Source organism: Micromonospora sp. WMMD1155 (assembly GCF_029581275.1).
Taxonomy (GTDB): Bacteria; Actinomycetota; Actinomycetes; order Mycobacteriales; family Micromonosporaceae; genus Micromonospora.
The window spans coordinates 6,480,999-6,500,281 of sequence record NZ_CP120742.1 but is presented as its reverse complement, the minus strand read 5'-3'; the positions used below and the strand labels follow the sequence as shown (position 1 = coordinate 6,500,281).

The 19,283-nt window shown below is 70.7% G+C and carries 19 protein-coding genes; 11 read left to right on the top strand and 8 right to left on the bottom strand.

Translation table 11 applies throughout. From position 1 onward, the window contains the following. Positions 1-49: 49 nt before the first annotated feature. Positions 50-964 carry a RecB family exonuclease gene (locus tag O7617_RS29685; RefSeq protein ID WP_282259651.1) on the bottom strand — a complete coding sequence of 305 codons (915 nt, stop codon included), beginning with the start codon at positions 962-964 and terminating at the stop codon, positions 50-52. A gap of 77 nt (positions 965-1,041) precedes the next feature. Here O7617_RS29685 and O7617_RS29680 point away from each other — a divergent pair, with 77 nt between their 5' ends. Genes O7617_RS29680 through O7617_RS29670 form a run of 3 tightly spaced genes read left to right on the top strand, consistent with a single transcriptional unit; the run spans position 1,042 to position 3,804 of the window. Further along, positions 1,042-2,196, top strand: coding sequence for a site-2 protease family protein (locus O7617_RS29680; protein WP_282259649.1), 1,155 nt, complete (start codon positions 1,042-1,044; stop codon positions 2,194-2,196). After that, positions 2,193-3,185: a tRNA (adenine-N1)-methyltransferase gene (locus O7617_RS29675; protein ID WP_282259647.1), complete on the top strand. Its 993-nt coding sequence runs from the start codon at positions 2,193-2,195 to the stop codon at positions 3,183-3,185. The genes O7617_RS29680 and O7617_RS29675 overlap by 4 nt, the downstream gene beginning before the upstream one ends. A 46-nt stretch (positions 3,186-3,231) precedes the next feature. Further along, complete coding sequence (locus O7617_RS29670) at positions 3,232-3,804, top strand: hypothetical protein (protein WP_282259645.1); 573 nt, start codon at positions 3,232-3,234, stop codon at positions 3,802-3,804. Between the two features lie 55 nt (positions 3,805-3,859). Here the strand turns inward: O7617_RS29670 and O7617_RS29665 are convergent, their stop codons facing one another. Next, a complete protein-coding gene (locus O7617_RS29665; protein WP_282259643.1) occupies positions 3,860-4,150 on the bottom strand; it encodes a ferredoxin in 291 nt (96 codons plus the stop codon). Between the two features lie 178 nt (positions 4,151-4,328). Here O7617_RS29665 and arc point away from each other — a divergent pair, with 178 nt between their 5' ends. The 8 genes from arc (at position 4,329) to prcA (ending at position 13,846) form a co-directional block, all read left to right on the top strand. Continuing rightward, positions 4,329-6,113 (top strand): proteasome ATPase, encoded by a 1,785-nt coding sequence (arc, locus tag O7617_RS29660; RefSeq protein ID WP_282259641.1) that lies wholly within the window; start codon positions 4,329-4,331, stop codon positions 6,111-6,113. Positions 6,114-6,347: 234 nt separating this feature from the next. Then, complete coding sequence (locus O7617_RS29655) at positions 6,348-7,403, top strand: IS110 family transposase (RefSeq protein ID WP_282257763.1); 1,056 nt, start codon at positions 6,348-6,350, stop codon at positions 7,401-7,403. 166 nt (positions 7,404-7,569) lie between these two features. Continuing rightward, on the top strand, positions 7,570-9,570 hold the full coding sequence (locus tag O7617_RS29650) for a hypothetical protein (protein ID WP_282259640.1): 2,001 nt from the start codon (positions 7,570-7,572) through the stop codon (positions 9,568-9,570). 110 nt (positions 9,571-9,680) lie between these two features. Further along, the gene (gene dop, locus O7617_RS29645; protein ID WP_348773826.1) at positions 9,681-11,198 is read left to right on the top strand and encodes a depupylase/deamidase Dop; all 1,518 of its coding nucleotides are present in this window, start codon (positions 9,681-9,683) and stop codon (positions 11,196-11,198) included. A gap of 104 nt (positions 11,199-11,302) precedes the next feature. After that, positions 11,303-11,518 carry a ubiquitin-like protein Pup gene (locus tag O7617_RS29640; protein WP_030332902.1) on the top strand — a complete coding sequence of 72 codons (216 nt, stop codon included), beginning with the start codon at positions 11,303-11,305 and terminating at the stop codon, positions 11,516-11,518. Between the two features lie 6 nt (positions 11,519-11,524). Then, positions 11,525-12,196: an endonuclease VII domain-containing protein gene (locus O7617_RS29635; protein ID WP_282259635.1), complete on the top strand. Its 672-nt coding sequence runs from the start codon at positions 11,525-11,527 to the stop codon at positions 12,194-12,196. Next, positions 12,115-12,954, top strand: coding sequence for a proteasome subunit beta (gene prcB / locus O7617_RS29630; RefSeq protein WP_282259632.1), 840 nt, complete (start codon positions 12,115-12,117; stop codon positions 12,952-12,954). Before O7617_RS29635 ends, prcB begins: the two co-directional genes overlap by 82 nt. A 61-nt stretch (positions 12,955-13,015) precedes the next feature. Further along, positions 13,016-13,846: a proteasome subunit alpha gene (gene prcA / locus O7617_RS29625; protein WP_282259630.1), complete on the top strand. Its 831-nt coding sequence runs from the start codon at positions 13,016-13,018 to the stop codon at positions 13,844-13,846. A gap of 80 nt (positions 13,847-13,926) precedes the next feature. Here prcA and O7617_RS29620 read toward each other — a convergent pair whose 3' ends face one another. The 6 genes from O7617_RS29620 to rfbB are packed head-to-tail and all read right to left on the bottom strand — an operon-like array spanning position 13,927 to position 19,221. Next, positions 13,927-14,952 carry a glycosyltransferase family 2 protein gene (locus O7617_RS29620; RefSeq protein WP_282259628.1) on the bottom strand — a complete coding sequence of 342 codons (1,026 nt, stop codon included), beginning with the start codon at positions 14,950-14,952 and terminating at the stop codon, positions 13,927-13,929. 2 nt (positions 14,953-14,954) lie between these two features. After that, on the bottom strand, positions 14,955-16,262 hold the full coding sequence (locus O7617_RS29615) for a polysaccharide biosynthesis protein (RefSeq protein ID WP_282259626.1): 1,308 nt from the start codon (positions 16,260-16,262) through the stop codon (positions 14,955-14,957). Further along, complete coding sequence (locus O7617_RS29610) at positions 16,259-16,960, bottom strand: glycosyltransferase family 2 protein (protein WP_282259625.1); 702 nt, start codon at positions 16,958-16,960, stop codon at positions 16,259-16,261. Before O7617_RS29610 ends, O7617_RS29615 begins: the two co-directional genes overlap by 4 nt. Continuing rightward, the gene (locus O7617_RS29605) at positions 16,953-17,324 is read right to left on the bottom strand and encodes a DUF2304 domain-containing protein (RefSeq protein ID WP_088989662.1); all 372 of its coding nucleotides are present in this window, start codon (positions 17,322-17,324) and stop codon (positions 16,953-16,955) included. The genes O7617_RS29610 and O7617_RS29605 overlap by 8 nt, the downstream gene beginning before the upstream one ends. After that, the gene (rfbD, locus tag O7617_RS29600; RefSeq protein WP_282259622.1) at positions 17,321-18,223 is read right to left on the bottom strand and encodes a dTDP-4-dehydrorhamnose reductase; all 903 of its coding nucleotides are present in this window, start codon (positions 18,221-18,223) and stop codon (positions 17,321-17,323) included. Before rfbD ends, O7617_RS29605 begins: the two co-directional genes overlap by 4 nt. Continuing rightward, positions 18,220-19,221, bottom strand: coding sequence for a dTDP-glucose 4,6-dehydratase (gene rfbB / locus O7617_RS29595; protein WP_282259620.1), 1,002 nt, complete (start codon positions 19,219-19,221; stop codon positions 18,220-18,222). The genes rfbD and rfbB overlap by 4 nt, the downstream gene beginning before the upstream one ends. Positions 19,222-19,283 lie beyond the last annotated feature (62 nt).

Below are 19,283 nucleotides of genomic sequence, written 5' to 3'. Positions count from 1 at the left end.
ACGCGCCGCCGATCGGCGCAGCGGGGTCAGCGCGCCGCGGGACGGGCAGTCACTCGTCGGCGCCCGGCGCCACCGGAGCGGACCGGGAGTCGCGCAGCGGGTCGGCACCGGCCGCCGCGACCGGGAACGGCGGCGGGGTGCCACCGAAGGTGGGACACCGGGCCTGGTGGCTGCACCAGTCGCAGAGCCGGCTCGGCCGGGGCCGGAAATCCTGCCGGGCGGTGGCCTGCTCGATCGCCCGCCACAGGGCGACGACAGTGCGCTCGAAGCGGACCAACTCGTCGGCGTCCGGCGCGTAGTCCAACACCTCCGCGTCGCGCAGGTAGAGAAGCCGCAGCACCCGGGGCACCACCCCCCGGGTGCGCCACAGCACCAGTGCGTAGAACTTCAACTGGAACAGCGCCCGCGCCTCGAACGCCTCCCGTGGCGCGCCGCCGGTCTTGTAGTCGACCACCCGCAGCGCCCCGTCCGGGGCGACGTCGAGCCGGTCGAGGTAGCCCCGGATGAGCAACTCGTCGTCGACCACCGCCGAGATCAGGCTCTCCCGTTCGGCCGGCTCCAGGCGGGTCGGGTCCTCCACCGCGAAGTAGCCCTCCAGTAGCGCGGCGGCCGAGCGGAGGAACTCCGCCGGGTCGGTCGGCTCCTCGCCCTCGAACAGCTCGGCCAGCTCCGGCTGCTCGGTGACCAGTCGATCCCACTGGGGTGCCACCAGATCGCCGGCCGCAGCCGGGGTGCGCCCCTGCGCGGGCAGGTCGAACAGCCGCTCCAGCACCGCGTGCACCAGCGTGCCCCGGGCCTGCTCCATGGTGGTGCGCTCGGGCAGCCGGTCGATGCTGCGGAACCGGTAGAGCAACGGGCAGGTCTTGAAATCCGCCGCCCGCGACGGCGACAGCGAGGCCCGCACCGTCGGCGGCGCCTGCGCCGGGGAGGAGGGCTGGGAGGTGGTGACCGGTTCCGCCGTCATGTGGGCAAAGGTTAGGGCACCGGTGTGACACCGACCGCCGCCCGCCCCGTGCAGCGACGGTCCGTAGCATCGTGGCGATGGAGCCACGAACCCGGCCACCGCGCCGACCCGACCGCCGCCTCGGCCTCGACGTCGGCCGGGTGTTCGGGGTGCCACTGCACCTCAACGGCTCCATGGTCCTGCTCGCGGTGGTCATCGCCGTGCTGTACGCCGAGTTCGCCGCCCGGCAACTGGACCTGCCGCAGATCAGCGGCTACCTGATCGGCTTCGGTTTCGTGGTGTCGCTGCTCGGCTCGGTGCTGCTGCACGAGCTGGGGCACGCCCTCACCGCCCGCCGCTACGGCATCGGTGTGCGCGGGATCACCCTGGAACTGCTCGGCGGCTACACCGAGATGGACCGGGACGCCCCGTCACCCCGCGTCGACCTGCTGGTGTCGTTGGCCGGTCCGGCGGTCAGCGCGGTCCTCGGCGTGCTCGCCGTCGCCGCCACCCTGGCCCTGGAGCCGGGGACCGTGGTCCACCAGCTCGCCTTCCAGCTCGCGGTCAGCAACGTCATCGTCGCCCTGTTCAACAGCCTGCCCGGCCTGCCGCTCGACGGCGGCCGGGCGTTGCGCGCCGCGGTGTGGTGGCTGAGCCGAGACCGGCACCTCGGCACCGAGGTCGCCGGCTGGGCGGGTCGCGTCGTCGCCGTCGGCACCACGATCCTGGTGCTGGTCCTCACCGTCGCCGACCTCCTGGCACCGCTGGCGTTGCCGCTGATGCTGCTCGTCGCCGTCACCCTCTGGCGCGGCGCCGGGCAGTCGATCCGGGCCGCCCGGGTCAGCCGCCGGTTCCCGCTCATCGACCTGTCCCGGTTGGCCCGCCCGGTCTGGCCGGTGGCCACCGGCACCCCGCTGGCCGAGGCCCAGCGCCGACGCGCCGACGCCGGGCGACCCGACTCGGCCCTGCTGGTCACCGACTCGGCGGGCCGGCCGGTGGCGCTGGTCGACCCGACCGCCGCCGAGGCGGTGCCGGTCGAGCGCCGACCCTGGCTGGCGGTGGACGCCGTCGCCCGATCACTGGGCACGATCCCCACCCTGGCCGTCGGATGGGACGGCGAGCGGGTGATGGAGACCGTTCAAACCCACCCGGGCGCGCAGTACGTGGTGACGTCAGGCGAAGATGTCGTCGGCATTCTGCACATCGCGGACCTCGCACAGCTCCTCGAACCCAACCGGAAGATGACACAGTGACCGCAACTCCCTCCACCGTCCCCGCCACGCCGGCGCTGACACCCGTGCACCGAGGGCCGTTCCGGCCCGGCGACCGGGTCCAGTTGACCGACCCCAAGGGGCGGATGCACACCGTGACGCTGGAGCCGGGCAAGGAGTTCCACACCCACCGCGGCATCCTGGCGCACGACGCGCTGATCGGGCTCCCCGACGGCAGCGTGGTGACCACCACCGGCGGTGGCACCGCGTTCCTGGCGTTGCGGCCACTCCTGTCGGACTACGTGCTGTCCATGCCGCGCGGCGCCCAGGTCATCTACCCGAAGGATTCGGCGCAGATCGTCGCGATGGGTGACATCTTCCCCGGCGCGAAGGTCCTCGAGGCCGGCGCCGGCTCCGGCGCGCTGAGCTGCTCCCTGCTGCGCGCCGTCGGCACCGAGGGCGAGTTGCACTCGTTCGAGCTGCGCGACGACTTCGCCCAGATCGCCAAGCGCAACGTCGAGGCATTCTTCAACGGCCCGCACCCGTCGTGGCACCTGCACGTCGGTGACGTCGCCCAGTGCCAGGAGACCGGCTTCGACCGGATCATCCTGGACATGCTGACCCCCTGGGAGACCCTCGACATGGTGGAGCGGGCGCTGGTGCCCGGCGGGGTGTTCATCGGCTACGTCGCCACCACACCGCAGCTCTCCGAGTTGGTGGAGGCGCTGCGCGAGCGCGGCGGCTGGACCGAGCCACGGGCCTGGGAGTCGCTGGTGCGCGACTGGCACGCCGAGGGCCTCGCCGTCCGTCCGGACCACCGGATGATCGCGCACACCGCGTTCCTGGTGTCCGCGCGCAAACTGGCCCCGGGGGTGACCGCGCCGCCGCGTCGGCGCAAGCCCAGCAAGGGCACCGAGGCGTACGCGCAGCGCCGTCAGGACCTGCGCGACGCGGAGGCGGCCCGGCAGGCAGCCGCCGCCCAGGCGGCCGGTGCGCAGCCCGACGGTGCGGGGGAGATGGACAGGCCGTGACCAGAAAGCTGGGCGTCGGCAGCGGCGAGCAGGGGGAGGCGCCGGCATGAGCCGACCGGGCTACGGCGGCGGTGACCTTCCCGCCGTCTTTCCCGACTGGTCGCCCTACCAGGACCTCGAGTCGGCGGCGCGGGCCTACCTGCGCGATCCGGACGTCGCCCTGGAGGCGCTCGGCGGTGTGCTGCGCGGCGCGTCGGTGCTCGGCTTCACACTGGAACGCTTCGTCAACGAGGTCAACGGCGTGTGGCAGGAGGTCGTCGTCTGCGACGGCAGCCGGCTGATCCTGTGGCACGGTGAGGACGTGCCGCCGGAGGAGGGCCCGCCGGGCTCGATGACGTCGTCGCTGCGGGTGGTGCCGGTCTCCACCATCACCGAGGTCGGCTGCCGGCGGCGGCTCAACCGGTCCGACAGCGGCGAGATCCGGGTCGACAGCATCGACGTCTACCTGCTGCTGACCTCACTCGACGAGGCGCCGCCGAGCGAGGAGACGGCCGGCACGCCACGGCACGACGCGCTGCGCTTCGGCAAGACCCTCGACGACGGCGGGGCCGGGCAGATCGCCCGGTTGGAGGAATTCGCCCGGCTGGTCGCCTCGGTGGTCGGCCGTCCGATGCTCTGAGGCGTACCCCTTCCGGGGTCCGGCCGGACCCGCGCGGTCCGGCCGGCGCGGTCGGTCAGTCCTCGGCCTCGGGCCCGGCGACCTCGACACCGTCACCGCGCACCACGTGGATGCAGTCGCCCGGGCACTCCTTCGCGGAGTCGATCACTTCGAGCCGCAGGTGACCGGGCACGTCCACCCGGCTGCCGGGCGCCATCTGCAGGTCACCGTCGGCGCTCTTGACGTACGCGAGACCGTCGATGTCGAACTCGAAGACCTCCGGCGCGTACTGCACGCAGAGCCCATCGCCTGTGCAGAGATCCTGGTCCACCCAGACCTGCAGCTGATCGGTCGCGACCTCGGCCACCGGTGCACCCCCCATGTTCTCCCGTCCTACGCTCCGACGTTACCCGAACGCCGGTAACGGCCCGTCAGGCCACCCTTGGCGATCAAGGTTCGGTGACGAGGGTGTTGCGTGGGACCGAATCGGCCTCATAGCGGCTAGTGTTAGGGCAGAACGTTCAAGCCCCCCGGGGAGGTGGGACGTGGCAGCACGCAGCGACGACGCGGACTCGCGCGCCGCACGGTGGGAGAAGGAAGCCCACGATCTCTCCACGCAGGTCGCGTTCCTTCAGGAGGAACTCGCCCTGGTGCGGCGCAAGTTGACCGAAAGCCCCCGACACGTCAGGCAGCTCGAAGAGCGGCTGGCGGCCACCCAGGCACAGTTGGCGCGGCTGACCGAGAACAACGACCGGCTGGTGAGCACCCTCAAGGAGGCTCGCACGCAGATCGTGACGCTCAAGGAGGAGATCGACCGCCTCGCGCAACCGCCGAGTGGCTACGGCGTCTTCCTGGCCAAGCACGACGATGGCACGGTGGACGTCTTCACCGGCGGTCGCAAGCTACGGGTCGCGGTCTCGCCCTCGCTCGAGGTGGGCGACCTGCGCCGTGGCCAGGAGGTCCTGCTCAACGACGCGCTCAACATCGTCGACGCGTTCGGTTACGAACGGGTCGGTGAGGTGGTGATGCTCAAGGAGATCCTGGAAGGGCCAGGTGGCGGGCCGGGTGACCGGGCGCTGGTGGTCTCCCACTCCGACGAGGAACGCATCGTGCACCTCGCCGAGACACTCATCGGCTCGGCGATCCGGGCCGGCGACTCGCTCATGATCGAGCCCCGCTCGGCGTACGCGTACGAGCGGATCCCGAAGAGCGAGGTCGAGGAGCTGGTCCTGGAGGAGGTGCCCGACGTCGACTACAGCGACATCGGTGGCCTCCAGTCGCAGATCGAGCAGATCCGCGACGCGGTGGAGTTGCCCTTCCTGCACGCGGACCTGTTCCGTGAGCACCAGCTCCGCCCGCCCAAGGGCATCCTGCTCTACGGCCCGCCCGGCTGTGGCAAGACGCTCATCGCCAAGGCGGTGGCCAACTCGCTGGCCAAGAAGATCGCCGAGCGGCAGGGCAAGGAGAAGCACACCAGCTTCTTCCTCAACATCAAGGGCCCCGAGCTGCTCAACAAGTACGTCGGCGAGACCGAGCGGCACATCCGGTTGATCTTCCAGCGGGCACGGGAGAAGGCCGGTGAGGGCACGCCGGTGATCGTGTTCTTCGACGAGATGGACTCGATCTTCCGGACCCGCGGTTCCGGTGTCTCCTCCGACGTGGAGAACACCATCGTCCCGCAGCTGCTCAGCGAGATCGACGGCGTGGAGGGGCTGGAGAACGTCATCGTCATCGGCGCCTCCAACCGGGAAGACATGATCGACCCGGCGATCCTGCGCCCCGGTCGGCTCGACGTGAAGATCAAGATCGAGCGGCCGGACGCCGAAGCGGCGAAGGACATCTTCTCGAAGTACATCCTCTCCGGGCTGCCCCTGCACCCGGACGACCTGACCGAGCACGGGGCCGACCCTCAGGCCACCGTCGCGGCCATGATCGACGCCGTGGTGCTGCGGATGTACTCCGAAACCGAGGAGAACCGCTTCCTCGAGGTCACCTACGCCAACGGTGACAAGGAAGTCCTCTACTTCAAGGACTTCAACTCCGGCGCGATGATCCAGAACATCGTCGACCGGAGCAAGAAGATGGCCATCAAGGAGTTCCTCACCTCCGGTCGCAAGGGGCTGCGCCTGCAGCACCTGCTCGACGCCTGCGTCGACGAGTTCCGCGAGAACGAGGACCTCCCCAACACCACCAACCCCGACGACTGGGCCCGCATCTCCGGCAAGAAGGGCGAGCGGATCGTCTACATCCGCACGCTCGTCTCCGGCGGCAAGGGCACCGAGGCCGGCCGGTCCATCGAGACCGCCAGCAACACCGGTCAATACCTCTGACAGTGAGGATGTAGGAGCGGATCACCCGGCTGGTCTGACTCAGCCTCTGACTGACGTTGGCGTCTTCTAGCGGATTCGTCGGCCTGTCCGGGTGACCCGTTCCTGCACTCACCTGCGGGGCGTTCGTGACCTGATAGGAGCCTGTGCAAGAGGTCCCATCACTGTCCTGTCCGCCCGTCCCGGCGGTGCGTGCCGACCCTGTTCGGTGCAAGCGAGAGGGACGACGGTTTCAGCATGGCAGCCAGGAAGCGTCAGGTCACAGGCGGAGTCGATACCCACGGCAAGACTCATCACGCGGCGGCGGTTGATCAGGCCGGCCGGATTCTGGGTGATCAGGAGTTCCCGGCTACCACCGCCGGCTACCAGCTCCTGCTGGCCTGGCTGCGGGGGTTCGGTGCGGTGGTGAAGGTAGGCGTGGAAGGCACCGGCACCTACGGCGCCGGACTTGCCCGCTTCCTCACCGCTCGTGGCATCGCCCTGGTCGAGGTCGACCGCCCCGATCGGCGGGCCCGCCGCGCCAAAGGTAAGTCCGACCCCTTGGACGCGCTCGCCGCTGCCCGCGCGGCCCTGTCCGGGCAGGCCAACGGCACACCCAAGACCCGCACCGGCCCCGTCGAAGCCATCCGCGCCCTGCGGGTCGCCCGACGCGGAGCGGTCAAGGCCCGCACCGCTGCCCTCAACCAGCTGCACGGGCTGATCGCCTCCGCGCCCGACACGCTGCGCCAAGAACTCAACGGTCCGGCAACGACACTCGTCAACCGATGCGCCGCACTGCCCGTCAACGAGACCCGGCTCACCGACCCTGTGGAAGCCACCAAGGCGGCCCTGGCCGTGATCGCCACCCGGATCCAGACCCTGACCACCGAGATCAACCAGGCCGATCGCCGGCTACGACCCGTCGTCGCCCGCACCGCCCCACACCTGAGCGCCGTCTATGGCGTCGGCCCCGACGTCGCCGGACAGCTCCTGACCACCGCCGGCGACAACCCCGACCGGCTGCGTTCCGACGCCGCCCTGGCCCACCTCTGCGGAGCCGCACCCATCCCCGCCAGCAGCGGACGCACCGATCGGCACCGCCTCAACCGCGGCGGCGATAGAGCCGCCAACTCAGCCCTGCACACCATCGCCCTGGTCCGCATGCGCTACGACCCCCGCACCCGCGCCTACGTCGACAAACGCACCAAACAAGGACTCAACAAAAAAGAGATCATGCGCTGCCTCAAGCGCTACATCGTCCGCGAGGTCCACACCGCCCTCCTCGCCGACTTCACCGCCCTCAACACCCCTTGACTTCTATAGGAGCATCCGCCCGGCGGCGGCACCGGACACGTCCGGTGCCGCCGCTGCGTGTGTCATTCACCCGTCGTTCACCGACACCTCGCTGAACTGGGCAAACGGCTCCATTCACACCAGCTAGACTGCGGCGATTTCACCGACCTACCGAACGAGGACGACGGTGCGCGCCCAGGCCACGTTGGAGACGCCAGGAGTGCCGGAAGGCACCGACAGCCGGGACCGGGGAGCCGCACCCGTACGACCGCGCCCCCGGGCGGGCGTCCTGCTCGCCGTGTTCCTCGCCTGCTGGCTCGTCCCGGTCGCCGCGAACGCCGTCCACACCCCGTGGCTGCTGCCCCCGCTGATCCTGCTCGGCACGGCCGGCCTGCTGCGCTCCGGACGAAGCCTGCTCGACCGCCTGGCCCTCGCCCTCGCCCTGCTCGCCGGCCTCACCTGCGCCGCCGGCCTGATCTTCACCGTCTGGCGCTGGGGGCTGCATCCGGTCCCGGTCACCGGCCTGACGCTCACCGTGCTGGCCCTGGCCTCGGTGCTGTCCCGCCGCGCGCCCCGACTGCCCCGCCCCCGATGGTCCGACCTGGTCTCGCTCACCGCGGCAGCAGTCGCCGCCGGGTACCTCGCCACCCCCTACCTGCGGGCCGACGGCTTCGATCAACGCCTCAACCTCGCCATGATCGGCGAGGACAACTCCCGGCACCCCGCGCTATTCGACGCGATCGGCCGCCTCGGCGGCTACCTCTTCGTCGACCCCGAGGCCTCCCGAGGGCACATCTTCTCCGGCCTGATCCACTACCCGCAGGGCTGGCACCTCCTCACCGCCCTGCTCGACGGCTTCCAGGCCCCCGGGGAGCCGCCCAGCGGGCCGGCCCTGATGAACCACTACCTCTTCTGGTCCCTCGCCACCTTCGCGATGCTGGTGCTGACGCTGATCTGGGCCGCCCACCACCTCGCCGGTCCGCTGCACCCACTGCGCCGCATGGTCCTCATCGTCGCCGTGACCGCGCTCGCCCTCGGCACCGAGTTGCCCCGGCTGTTCGTCGCCGGCTACCCCAGCGAGACCTTCGGGCTCAGCCTCACCGCGATCCTCGTCGCCCTCGTCGCCCGGCCCCTGCGCCGGCTCCGCGAACAACTACTCCTCATCGGCGCACTGCTGATCGGCATCGGCTTCAGCTACTACCTGTTCCTGCTACCGGCCGGTGCCATGACGCTCTGCTGGCTGATCGCGGACCGACGTCGGCTGCGCCTCCGCCCCCGCACCGTCGCCCTGGTCGCGGTCCCCACCGCCGTGCTCGCCCCACTGACCGCCGTCATCGGCGTCGTCGTCGCCGGACAGGGCGAGGCGCTGGCCGCCCCGGGGGGTGTGCCACCGGCGGCGACCTTCCTGACCGTCCTCGGGTTCGGGGCGCTCGTCGTCGCCGCCGTCCTCGCCCGCACCAACCTCGGCGACCCCACGTGGCGGCGCTACCTGGTCGTCCTGGCCGTCACCCTGCTCTTCTGCGCCGGCATGGCCGCGGCGAACCTGGTCAACGGCACCCAACCCGCGTACTACGTCGGTAAGACCGCGCACCTGCTCATCGTCGTGTTCATCACCGGCACGGCCGCGCTCGCCCGACTGGTGCCGGTGCCCGCGCAGAGCCCCGACCCCGAGCCGCGGCGCCGCCCGACCACCGCCGCCCTCCCCGCCGTCGCCAGTGCCGTCCTGGTGACGTTCGCCGTGCTCGCCGGCACCGGCATGGTGAGCTTGACCGGCGGATACTTCCACCGCAACGGCAGCAACACCACCTGGGCGGGCTCCTGGGCCCACCACGACCGTGAAGCCGTCAGCCGGACGGCGTTCGTCACCGCCGTCGCCGCCCAGGCGTACCCGGCGATCCCCGGCACCGTCACACTCGTCGTCGACCAGAAGGGCACCCAGAGCTACCGAGAGTCGATCTTCCTGTCCGCGATCCAGAGCACCAGCGGTCAGACCGAGTCGGGCATCTACTTCCCCACCTTCCAGGAGCCGGCCCGGACCGCGCAGATCCTGCGCCGGGTGCCCCGCCCACTACGGCTGCTGGTGGCCGACCGGAGCGCTCAGCAGGCCATCGACGAGATCCTCGGAGCGGATCCCTCGCTGCGCTCGGGCCTGACCGTGGTGCCGCTGCAGGCCACCATGACCCGGTAGCCGCGCCGCGCCGACCGGCAGGGCCGCGCGATAGGCCACCGCGCAGACTAGTCTCGATGGTGTGAGCGGCGGTCACGCCGGCTCCAGGGGCGAGCGAAGCGAGTGGTCGCATGACGGTACGTCGCATCATGGGCACCGAAGTCGAGTACGGCATCTCCGTGCCCGGACAGGCCGGGGCCAACCCGATGGTCACCTCGTCACAGGTGGTCAACGCGTACGGGGCTCGCCCAGAGCTCAACCGGGGTGGGCGAGCCCGCTGGGACTACGAGGAGGAGTCGCCGCTGCGCGACGCCCGCGGCTTCACCTACTCCGGGGCGGCCTACGACCCGGCCGAAGCCCTGGCGGACGAGGATCTCGGCCTCGCCAACGTGATACTCACCAACGGCGCACGGCTCTACGTCGACCACGCCCACCCCGAATACTCCACTCCGGAGGTCACCACCCCCCGGGACGTGGTGCGCTGGGACAAGGCCGGCGAGCGGGTGATGGCCGAGGCGTCCCGCCGGGCCGCCACCATCCCCGGCAGCCAGCCGATCCACCTCTACAAGAACAACACCGACAACAAGGGCGCCAGCTACGGCGCCCACGAGAACTACCTGATGCGCCGGCAGACCCCGTTCGCCGACATCGTGGCGTACCTGACGCCGTTCTTCGTGACCCGGCAGATCGTCTGCGGCGCCGGCCGCGTCGGCATCGGCCAGGACGGCGGGCAGAGCGGCTTCCAGATCTCCCAACGCGCCGACTTCTTCGAGGTCGAGGTGGGCCTGGAGACGACGCTCAAGCGGCCCATCATCAACACCCGGGACGAGCCGCACGCCGACGCCGACAAGTACCGCCGGCTGCACGTCATCATCGGCGACGCCAACCTCTCCGAGATCTCCACCTACCTCAAGGTCGGCACCACCGCGCTGATCCTCACCATGATCGAGGAGAAGGCGCTCGGCGGTGACCTCGGCATCGCCGACCCGGTCAGCGAGCTGCGCGCGGTCAGTCACGACCCCGGCCTGTCGCACCTCATGCGACTGCGCGACGGTCGCCGGCTCACCGCACTCGACCTGCAGTGGGCATACCTGGAGCGGGTCCGGTCCTTTGTCGACGACCGCTACGGCACCGACGCCGACGAGCAGACCGTCGACGTGCTCGACCGCTGGGAGAGCGTCCTGGACCGGCTCGGGCGTGACCCGATGCTCTGCGTCGACGAGCTGGACTGGGTGGCCAAGCTGCGGCTGCTCGAAGGTTACCGGGAGCGGGAGAAGCTCGGCTGGGGCTCGCACAAGCTCCAGCTCGTCGACCTGCAGTATTCCGACGTCCGTCCGGAGAAGGGCCTCTACCACCGGCTGGTCTCCCGGGGCGCGATGAAGACGCTGCTCACCGACGACGAGACGCGTACCGCGATGACCGAGCCGCCGGAGGACACCCGGGCCTACTTCCGTGGTCGCTGCCTCGCCCAGTACGCGTCCGAGGTCGTCGCCGCGAGCTGGGACTCGGTGATCTTCGACGTGGGTCGGGAGTCGTTGGTGCGGGTGCCGATGATGGAACCGGAGCGGGGCACCCGCGCGCACGTCGGGGCGCTGTTCGACCGCTGCGCCAGCGCCAAGGACCTGCTGGAGACGCTGACCGGAGGCTGATCCACGGTTCGTTTGCCCGTCGTGTGCCGCAAGCCGGCGCGCGGCGGGCTTTTCGTCGCCCGCGCGAGGTAAGTTCATCGCAGACGATCGTGGAGGAGGCAGCAGTGGCCACTCATGACAGCGGCGGCCAGTCGCAGTCCGGCAAGTCCCGTCAGGGCGAGGAAATCGAGGACGTCACCACCGAGGCCAACCCCGAGGTGGCCGAGCGGCACGCCGAGATCACCGAGGACGTCGACGACCTCCTCGACGAGATCGACTCCGTCCTCGAAGAGAACGCAGAGGAGTTCGTGAGGGGCTATGTACAGAAAGGGGGTCAATAGAGTCATATGTCCGATTTGACCGACCCCCTGGACAAGGTCTGTCCGCAGTGCAAGAGGGCGCTGGCCCGCACCGAGTTCCACCGCGATCGCCGCCGAGTGGACGGTCCCGCCTTCTACTGCAAAACGTGCGCCAAGGTCCGGTCGGAGGCGAGCCGGCGCAAACGCGGCATCGCGCCGCAGAGGAAGTCGCCGACGCCCGTAGGTGAGGGTCTGAAGTGGTGTCCGGACTGCGAGCAGATCAAACCGCTCGACGATTTCCCCACCACCACGACCAGGGCGAGTGGTCGGCACAGCTACTGCAAGCCTTGCCACAATGCTCGAGGCAAAGAAACGGCGCAGCGGCTGTACGGGGGCAACCGCGAGTACCACCTACGGCGGCGGTACGGCGTGGGCGAGAAGGAGTTCCAGGAGCTCCTGGCGGAGCAGGGCGGGGTGTGCGCGATCTGTGGCGGCGCCGACCCGCAACATCTGGACCACGATCATCGCACCGGATGGGTGCGCGGGATACTCTGCTTCAACTGCAACGGTGGTCTTGGCCAGTTCCGTGACAGTCCCATGAGGCTGGCCAGGGCGATCACGTACCTGAGAGGAACCACGTGGCAGCGGGCTTTGATCCATCCGGGCGTCTACCAGATGTGTTCACCAACGCGGGGACGTCCTCCTTCACGACGTTCCTGAGTCGGGTGGCCCCCGAGATGCTGCCCGGCCGGCGGCCGCTGCCGCCGGGCATGGCAGCCGACCTGGCGCCGCACGCGACGACCATCGTGGCCATCTCGGCCGCCGACGGCGTCGTGATGGCCGGCGACCGACGGGCCACCATGGGCAACCTGATCGCCCAGCGCGACATCGAGAAGGTGCACCCGGCCGACGCGTACTCGCTGGTCGGCATCGCGGGCACCGCGGGCATCGGGATCGAGCTGATGCGACTGTTCCAGGTGGAGCTGGAGCACTACGAGAAGATCGAGGGCGCGATGCTCTCGCTGGACGGCAAGGCCAACCGGTTGGCGTCCATGATCCGCGGCAACCTGGGCGCGGCCATGCAGGGCCTGGCGGTGGTGCCGTTGTTCGCGGGCTTCGACCTGGCCGCCGCGGAGCCGACGCGGGCCGGCCGGATCTTCAGTTTCGACGTGACCGGTGGCCCGTACGAGGAGACCGGCTACGACGCGATCGGCTCCGGCTCGCTCTTCGCGAAGTCGGCGCTGAAGAAGCGTTTCCGGACGGGCCTGTCGGTCGACGACGCGACGAGGCTCGCGGTCGAGGCGCTCTACGACGCGGCCGACGACGACACCGCGACCGGTGGACCGGACCTGACCCGTCGGATCTATCCGGTGGTGATGACCGCTACCGCGGAGGGCACGCGGCGGCTGACCGACGCCGAGACGGCGGAGATCGCCGAGGGCGTGGTCGCCGGTCGGATGGAGAACCCGGGCGGTTGAGCCCCGTCCACCCCCACCAGTCAGCAGTCGTCAGCACAGCGCCGTAAGGAGAACCGCCGCCGTGGCCATGCAGTTCTACGCCTCGCCCGAACAGATCATGCGCGATCGCTCCGAGCTGGCCCGCAAGGGCATCGCTCGGGGTCGTAGCGCGGTGGTCCTCAGTTACTCCGGTGGGGTGCTCTTCGTCGCGGAGAACCTCTCCAGTGCCCTGCACAAGGTCAGCGAGATCTACGACCGGATCGGCTTCGCCGCGGTCGGCCGCTACAACGAGTTCGAGAATCTGCGTCGGGCCGGTGTGCGGATGGCCGACCTGAACGGGCTCAGCTACGACCGGCGTGACGTGACCGGTCGGGCCCTGGCCAACGCGTTCGCGCAGACGCTCGGCGCGATCTTCACCGAGCAGTCGAAGCCGTTCGAGGTGGAGATCTGCGTGGCGGAGGTCGGGGCCACCGCGGACGCCGACGAGCTGTACCGGTTGACGTACGACGGCTCGGTCAACGACGAGCCGGGCCGGATGGCGATGGGTGGTCAGGCCGAGGCGATCACCGCGGTGTTGAAGTCGCAGCACCGGGCGGACATGTCCCTCGCGGAGGCGGCCCGGGTGGCGGTGCAGGCGTTGAGCACGGCCGGCGGTGAGGGCGGGGCGGCCCGGACGATCGCCGCCAACCAGCTGGAGGTTGCGGTGTTGGACCGCCAGCGGGTCGGGCGTACGTTCCGCCGGATCACCGGTGCCGCGCTGACCGCTTTGCTGGACGGCGATGTCGCCGCCGCGGAGCAGCCGGGGGAGGCGGGTGGCCCCGACACGCCGGCGCAGCCGACGACGGAGGCGCACAAGCCGACGACGTCGGCGGGTTCGGCTGACCTGGAGGACAAGCCGGCGGACGGCACGTAGCGACCGATCGTCACGGCGGGCGGCTGGGGATTCGTCGGCTGCCCGCCGTGAGGCGTTTCCGGCCCGGGTGGGGCCGGCGGTCAGTGGCGCTTGAGCAGCGGTTTGGCGAGGGTCCAGTAGGCCCCGGCCAGGAGGTTGAAGACGCCCAGCCCGGGGGTGGTGATGTCGGTGGGCGGGAGCCGACCGGTCATCAGCTCGGCGATGACGCCGTCGGGCACTCGGCGTTCGGCCTGGAGTCGTCGGCGGCGGCTGCGCACCCAGCTTCGGTGTTGCCACAGCCAGCGCCAGCCGCGGATCTTGTGTCGGGCCCAGCCGGCGGTCAGCGCGTTCGTGAGCATCGCGGCTTCGGTGAGCAGCAGTGCGGGGGCGAGCAGCGCGAGGGTACGGGCCTGGTAGGTGGTGAGCAGGGTGACCAGCCGGTTGCGTTCGACCAGGTAGAGCTTGAGGGCGTTGCGGGAGAACTCGTAGTGGTGGCGTACCACGGCGTCCGGCACGTACTCCAGGCGCAGGCCGCGTTGCCGCAACCGCACGCTGAGTTCGGTGTCCTCGTGGTAGGCGAAGTACTCGGGGGCGAAGCCGTCGAGTTCCCGCCAGAGGCGCCTGTCGATGACGAAGCAGCAGCCGCTCAGTGACGGCACGGAACGGCGGTGGGCGTGGGCGGTGGCGGGTTCGCCGTTGCCACCGGCCCAGGAGAGGCCGGCGAAGTGCAGGGGGTTGCCGGCGGTGTTGATCAGTTCGGGTCGGTCGGCGAGGCGGATGGATGCCATCGCGGCACCCACGTCCTCCTCGGCGGCGACCGTGGTGACCTTGGCGAGGGCGTCGGGTGCCACGATCGCGTCGGAGTTGACGAAGGCGAGCCAGTCGCCGGTCGCCTCGGCGGCACCGACGTCGCAGCCACCGGCGTAGCCGGTGTTGCGGGCGGGGGTCAACACGCGTACCCCGGGGAGGTTCTGCACGGCGTCGATGCCGCCGCCGGTGCATCCGTTGTCGACGACGACCAGGTCGACGGTCACGCCGGTGCTGGCGAGGGCGGCGCGGGCGGCTTCGACCAGGTACGGCTCGGGGCCGTACGCCAGCATCACCACGGTTATCCGGGGCGGAGCCATGATCAGGGTCCTCCGGTCACTCCCGGCGTGACGGCCTCGAGGGCAGGGGTGTGGGTGGACGTCGAGCGGGGGGTGTGGTTGCGCAGCAGGACGGCCATGGTGGCGGCGACGACGACGGATCCGATGGCGTAGCCGAGTTCCACCCGCAGCGCGGTGGCGACCGGGGCGAGCGTGGCGACGACGAGGGCGGCCACGCCGACGGCCCAGGCGAGGGCCTGGGCCCGGTGCCGGTCGAGGGCGAGCAGCGCCTGCCCGAGGACCATGGCCCACAGGTAGGCGAGGGTGGCGACGGCGAGCCAGGCGAAGTCGCCGTGGCCGAGGACGTCGGGAGCGTCGAAGAGGGTCTGCACCAGCCACGGGCCGAGCAGCACCGCACCCGCGGCGCCGCTGAGGCCGAGCGCGGTGACGATGCCCAGGGCCCGGCGCAGCAGGCTGTGGAACCCGGCCAGGTCACCGGTGGTGGCGGTGGTGGCGAGGCCGGGGAGCAGTGACGCCTGCAGCGACGCGAAGACGAACAGCGGGATCCGCACCAGCACCAGGGCGCTGAGCAGCGCGCCCGCGGTCGCCACGTCGGACGGGTCCAGCACCTTGACGTTGATCACGCCGATGTTGACCACGACCTGGGCGAGCAGGCTGGAGACGATGAGCAGTCCGAGGCCACGCAGTATCGGCGCCCAGGCCAGGGGCGTGCCGCCGCCGATGGCGCGCAGCACCGGCGGCGCGGTGAGGATGACACCGGCGATCGGTGCGACGACCAGCACCGCGCCGAACCAGACCGGGTTGGTGACGCCGGTCAGGCCGAGCACGGCGACGAGCACGATCCGCAGGCCGCCGTCGATGCCGAGTTGGGTGCCGTACCAGGGGAAGAGTTGCAGGCCGGACAGGACGCCGCGGGTGGTGTGCGCGATGGCGAGCCCGGCGAGTGACCCGATCAGGACGGTCACCATGGTGCCGTCGCCGTCGAAGAGCCGGTCGGCGAGCGGCGCCCGGACGGCGATGATCAGCGCGACCATGGCGGCGAGCAGCCCGGCGGCCAGGACCGCCCCCCGGGCCAGTACCGGCCCGGGGGGAAGGCCCTGGCTGTGCCGGGCGGCGACGAGTCGGGCGACTTCCTGTTCCACCGGCATGAACAGGCCGATGCCCAGGGTGAAGACGATCGACCAGAGCACCGAGAGGGACGAGTAGTCCGCCTCGGTGAGGCTGTGCCCGGCGACGGCCAGGTGGACGTAGGAGGCCAACCCCAACAGGGCCAGACCGGCGCCGACGGCGACGGTGCCCGGTGGGACCAGACTCAGCAGCCTGCGGATCACCGGCGGATGAGCGCCAACGTGAGGACGGCGAAGGCCCGGCCGAGGTAGATCATGGCCTTGGCGGGCGACTGGCTGGGGGTGCCCGCCATGCGCTTGCGCATGGCCACCGGCACCTGGCGGATCTTGTAACCGCGTCGGGCGGTGTGCACCAGCGTCTCCACGGTGTCGCCCAGGTACTCCACCGGGTACCAGGTGGCGAACATGTCGATCACCCGGCGGTTGGCGGCCCGGAACCCGGAGGTCGTGTCGGTGAGCTTGGTGCGCGCGACGCGGGACAGCACGCCGGAGAGCATGATCATCGCCCAGCGGCGGGGGCCGCGGACGGTGTAGTCACCCTCACCGGCGAACCGGGCGCCGATCACCAGGTCCGTCTCGTCGAGCAGGTCGACGAGCTTCGGCACGTACCGGGGATCGTGCTGGCCGTCCGCGTCGACCTGGATCGCGACGTCATAGTCGTGGTCGCGGGCGTAGCGGTAGCCGCACCGCATGGCCCCGCCGACGCCGAGGTTGTAGGGCAGTTTCGCGACCCGGGCGCCGGCGGCGGCGGCGACCGCGGCGGTGCGGTCGGTGGAGCCGTCGTCGACGACGAGCACGTCGACGCCCGGCAGCTCGCCGCGGACTTCCTGGACCACGTCGGCGATCGAACCGGACTCGTTGAGCGCCGGGATGATGATGAGGACCCGCTTGCCGTTAACCATCGTGCGACACCAGTTCGTCTCGGGCCGCCCGGTCCGCGTCGATCTCCGCGCGGAGCAGGGCGAAGTCTTCTGCCAGGGTGCGGGTCTCCTCCTCCAGGTGGCTGACCTCCCAGCTGAGGTGCACGCAGACCAGCAGCAGGAAGACGATGCCGAGGAAGAGCACGAGGCTCACACCGGAGGCGACGCCGAGCAGTTCGGCGACGTTGTCCAACAGGCGGGGGAAGAGCGACAGCGGAATGACGATCACGAGGACGCCGAGCCAGAGCATGCCGTACTTCTCGCGGAGCTGTCGGCGGCGCAGCAGCTCGACGATCGTGGCCAGCAGTATCAGGCCGGTCAGGCCGGTGACGAGGGTGAGTTTCATGCGACCTTCCACGGAACGGGCGGAGCGGGGGAGTCGAACGCCTCGACGAGGGTGGCATGCCAGTCCGGGAGCGACGGCAGGCCCGCGGCCGCCCAGCGGCTGTGCGCGAGCACACTGTACGCCGGTCGGGGAGCAGGACGAGGATACCGGTCGCCCGTGGTGCGTCGAATCCGCTCCGGGTCGAGACCGGTCAGTGCGAACACGGCACGGGCCAGCCCGTACCAGGTGGTCTGGCCGGTGCAGGTGCCGTGGTAGACGCCGGGGGCGACCCGACCGCCCAGGGCCGCGTCGACCAGGGCGACGAGCTGTTCGGCGAGCCGGTAGGACCAGGTGGGCTGGCCGTGCTGGTCGTCCACCACGTCGATGTGCTCCCGCTGCTCGGCGAGTCGGAGCAGGGTGGTCACGAAGTTCGGCCCGTGCGCGCCGTACAGCCAGGCGGTGCGGACCACGTACCCGGTGTCGGGCAGCAGTCGCGCGACGGCCTGCTCGCCGACCAGTTTGCTCCGGCCGTAGGCGTTGACCGGCGCGGTGGGCGCCTCCTCGGCGTACGGGGTGCGCGCGTCGCCGGCGAGGACGTAGTCGGTGGAGACCTGGACCAGCCGGGCGCCGCTGGCCGCGCACGCCGACGCGAGGTTCACCACCCCGTCGCCGTTGACGGCGGTGGCCGCCGCCTCGCCGTCCTCGGCGCCGCCGACGTTGGTCCAGGCCGCCGTGTTGATCACGACGTCGTGGTCCCGGACGGCGGCGTGGACGGCGGCGGGATCGGTGATGTCCAGGTCGGCGCGGGTGGCTGCGGTCACCTTGAGGTCGGAGCGGGTGCGCAGCACGGTGACCAGGTCCCGGCCGAGCATTCCGCCGGCGCCGGTGACGAGCAGGCCGGTGACGACCAGTCGGGTCATGCGGTGGGCGTGGCCTTCAACGGCTCCCACCAGGCGCGGTTGTCGCGGTACCACGCGACGGTGTCGGCGAGCCCCTGGTCGAGGGTGACGCTGGGGGCGTAGCCGAGCTCCTGGTTGATCTTGGTGATGTCGAGGGAGTAGCGGCGGTCGTGGCCCTTGCGGTCGGTGACCGGGACGACACGGTCCCAACCGGCACCGCAGGCGTCCAGGAGCAGGCCGGTGAGCTCCTTGTTGGTCAACTCGGTGCCGCCGCCGATGTTGTAGACCTCGCCGGCGCGACCCTTCTGCTGAACCAGGGCGATGCCGCGGCAGTGGTCGTGCACGTGCAGCCAGTCCCGGATGTTGCCGCCGTCGCCGTAGAGGGGGACGGTGCCGCCGTCGAGCAGGTTGCTGACGAACAGCGGGATGACCTTCTCGGGGAACTGGTACGGGCCGTAGTTGTTGGAGCAGCGGGTGACGACGACGTCCATGCCGTGGGTGCGGTGGTAGGCCAGGGCGAGCAGGTCCGAGCCGGCCTTGGACGCCGAGTAGGGGGAGTTCGGCGCCAGCGGCCAGGTCTCGGTCCAGGAGCCCTCGTCGATGGAGCCGTAGACCTCGTCGGTGGACACGTGCACGAAACGGCCGGTGCCGTGGCGCAGCGCGGCGTCGAGCAGGGTCTGGGTGCCCAGCACGTTGGTGGTGACGAACGGCGCGGCGCCGGCGATGGACCGGTCGACGTGCGATTCGGCCGCGAAGTGCACGATCACGTCGTGGCCCGCGACGACCTCGTCGACCACGACGGGGTCGCAGATGTCGCCCTGCACGAACTGCAACCGCGGGTCGTCTCGTACCGGGTCGAGGTTGGCCAGGTTGCCCGAGTAGGTCAACTTGTCGAGCACGGTCACGACCGCCGGGTCGAGTGGCGGAACGCCTTCGGCGCTGCCGAGGGGCTTGCCCAGCAGCAGGCGAACGTACTCCGACCCGATGAATCCGGCTCCGCCGGTGACGAGGATCCTCACGGGTCGGGAAGTCTACGCGAAATGTTCCGCGCGTCGGCCGAGGCATGTCCCCCGGCGCGTTC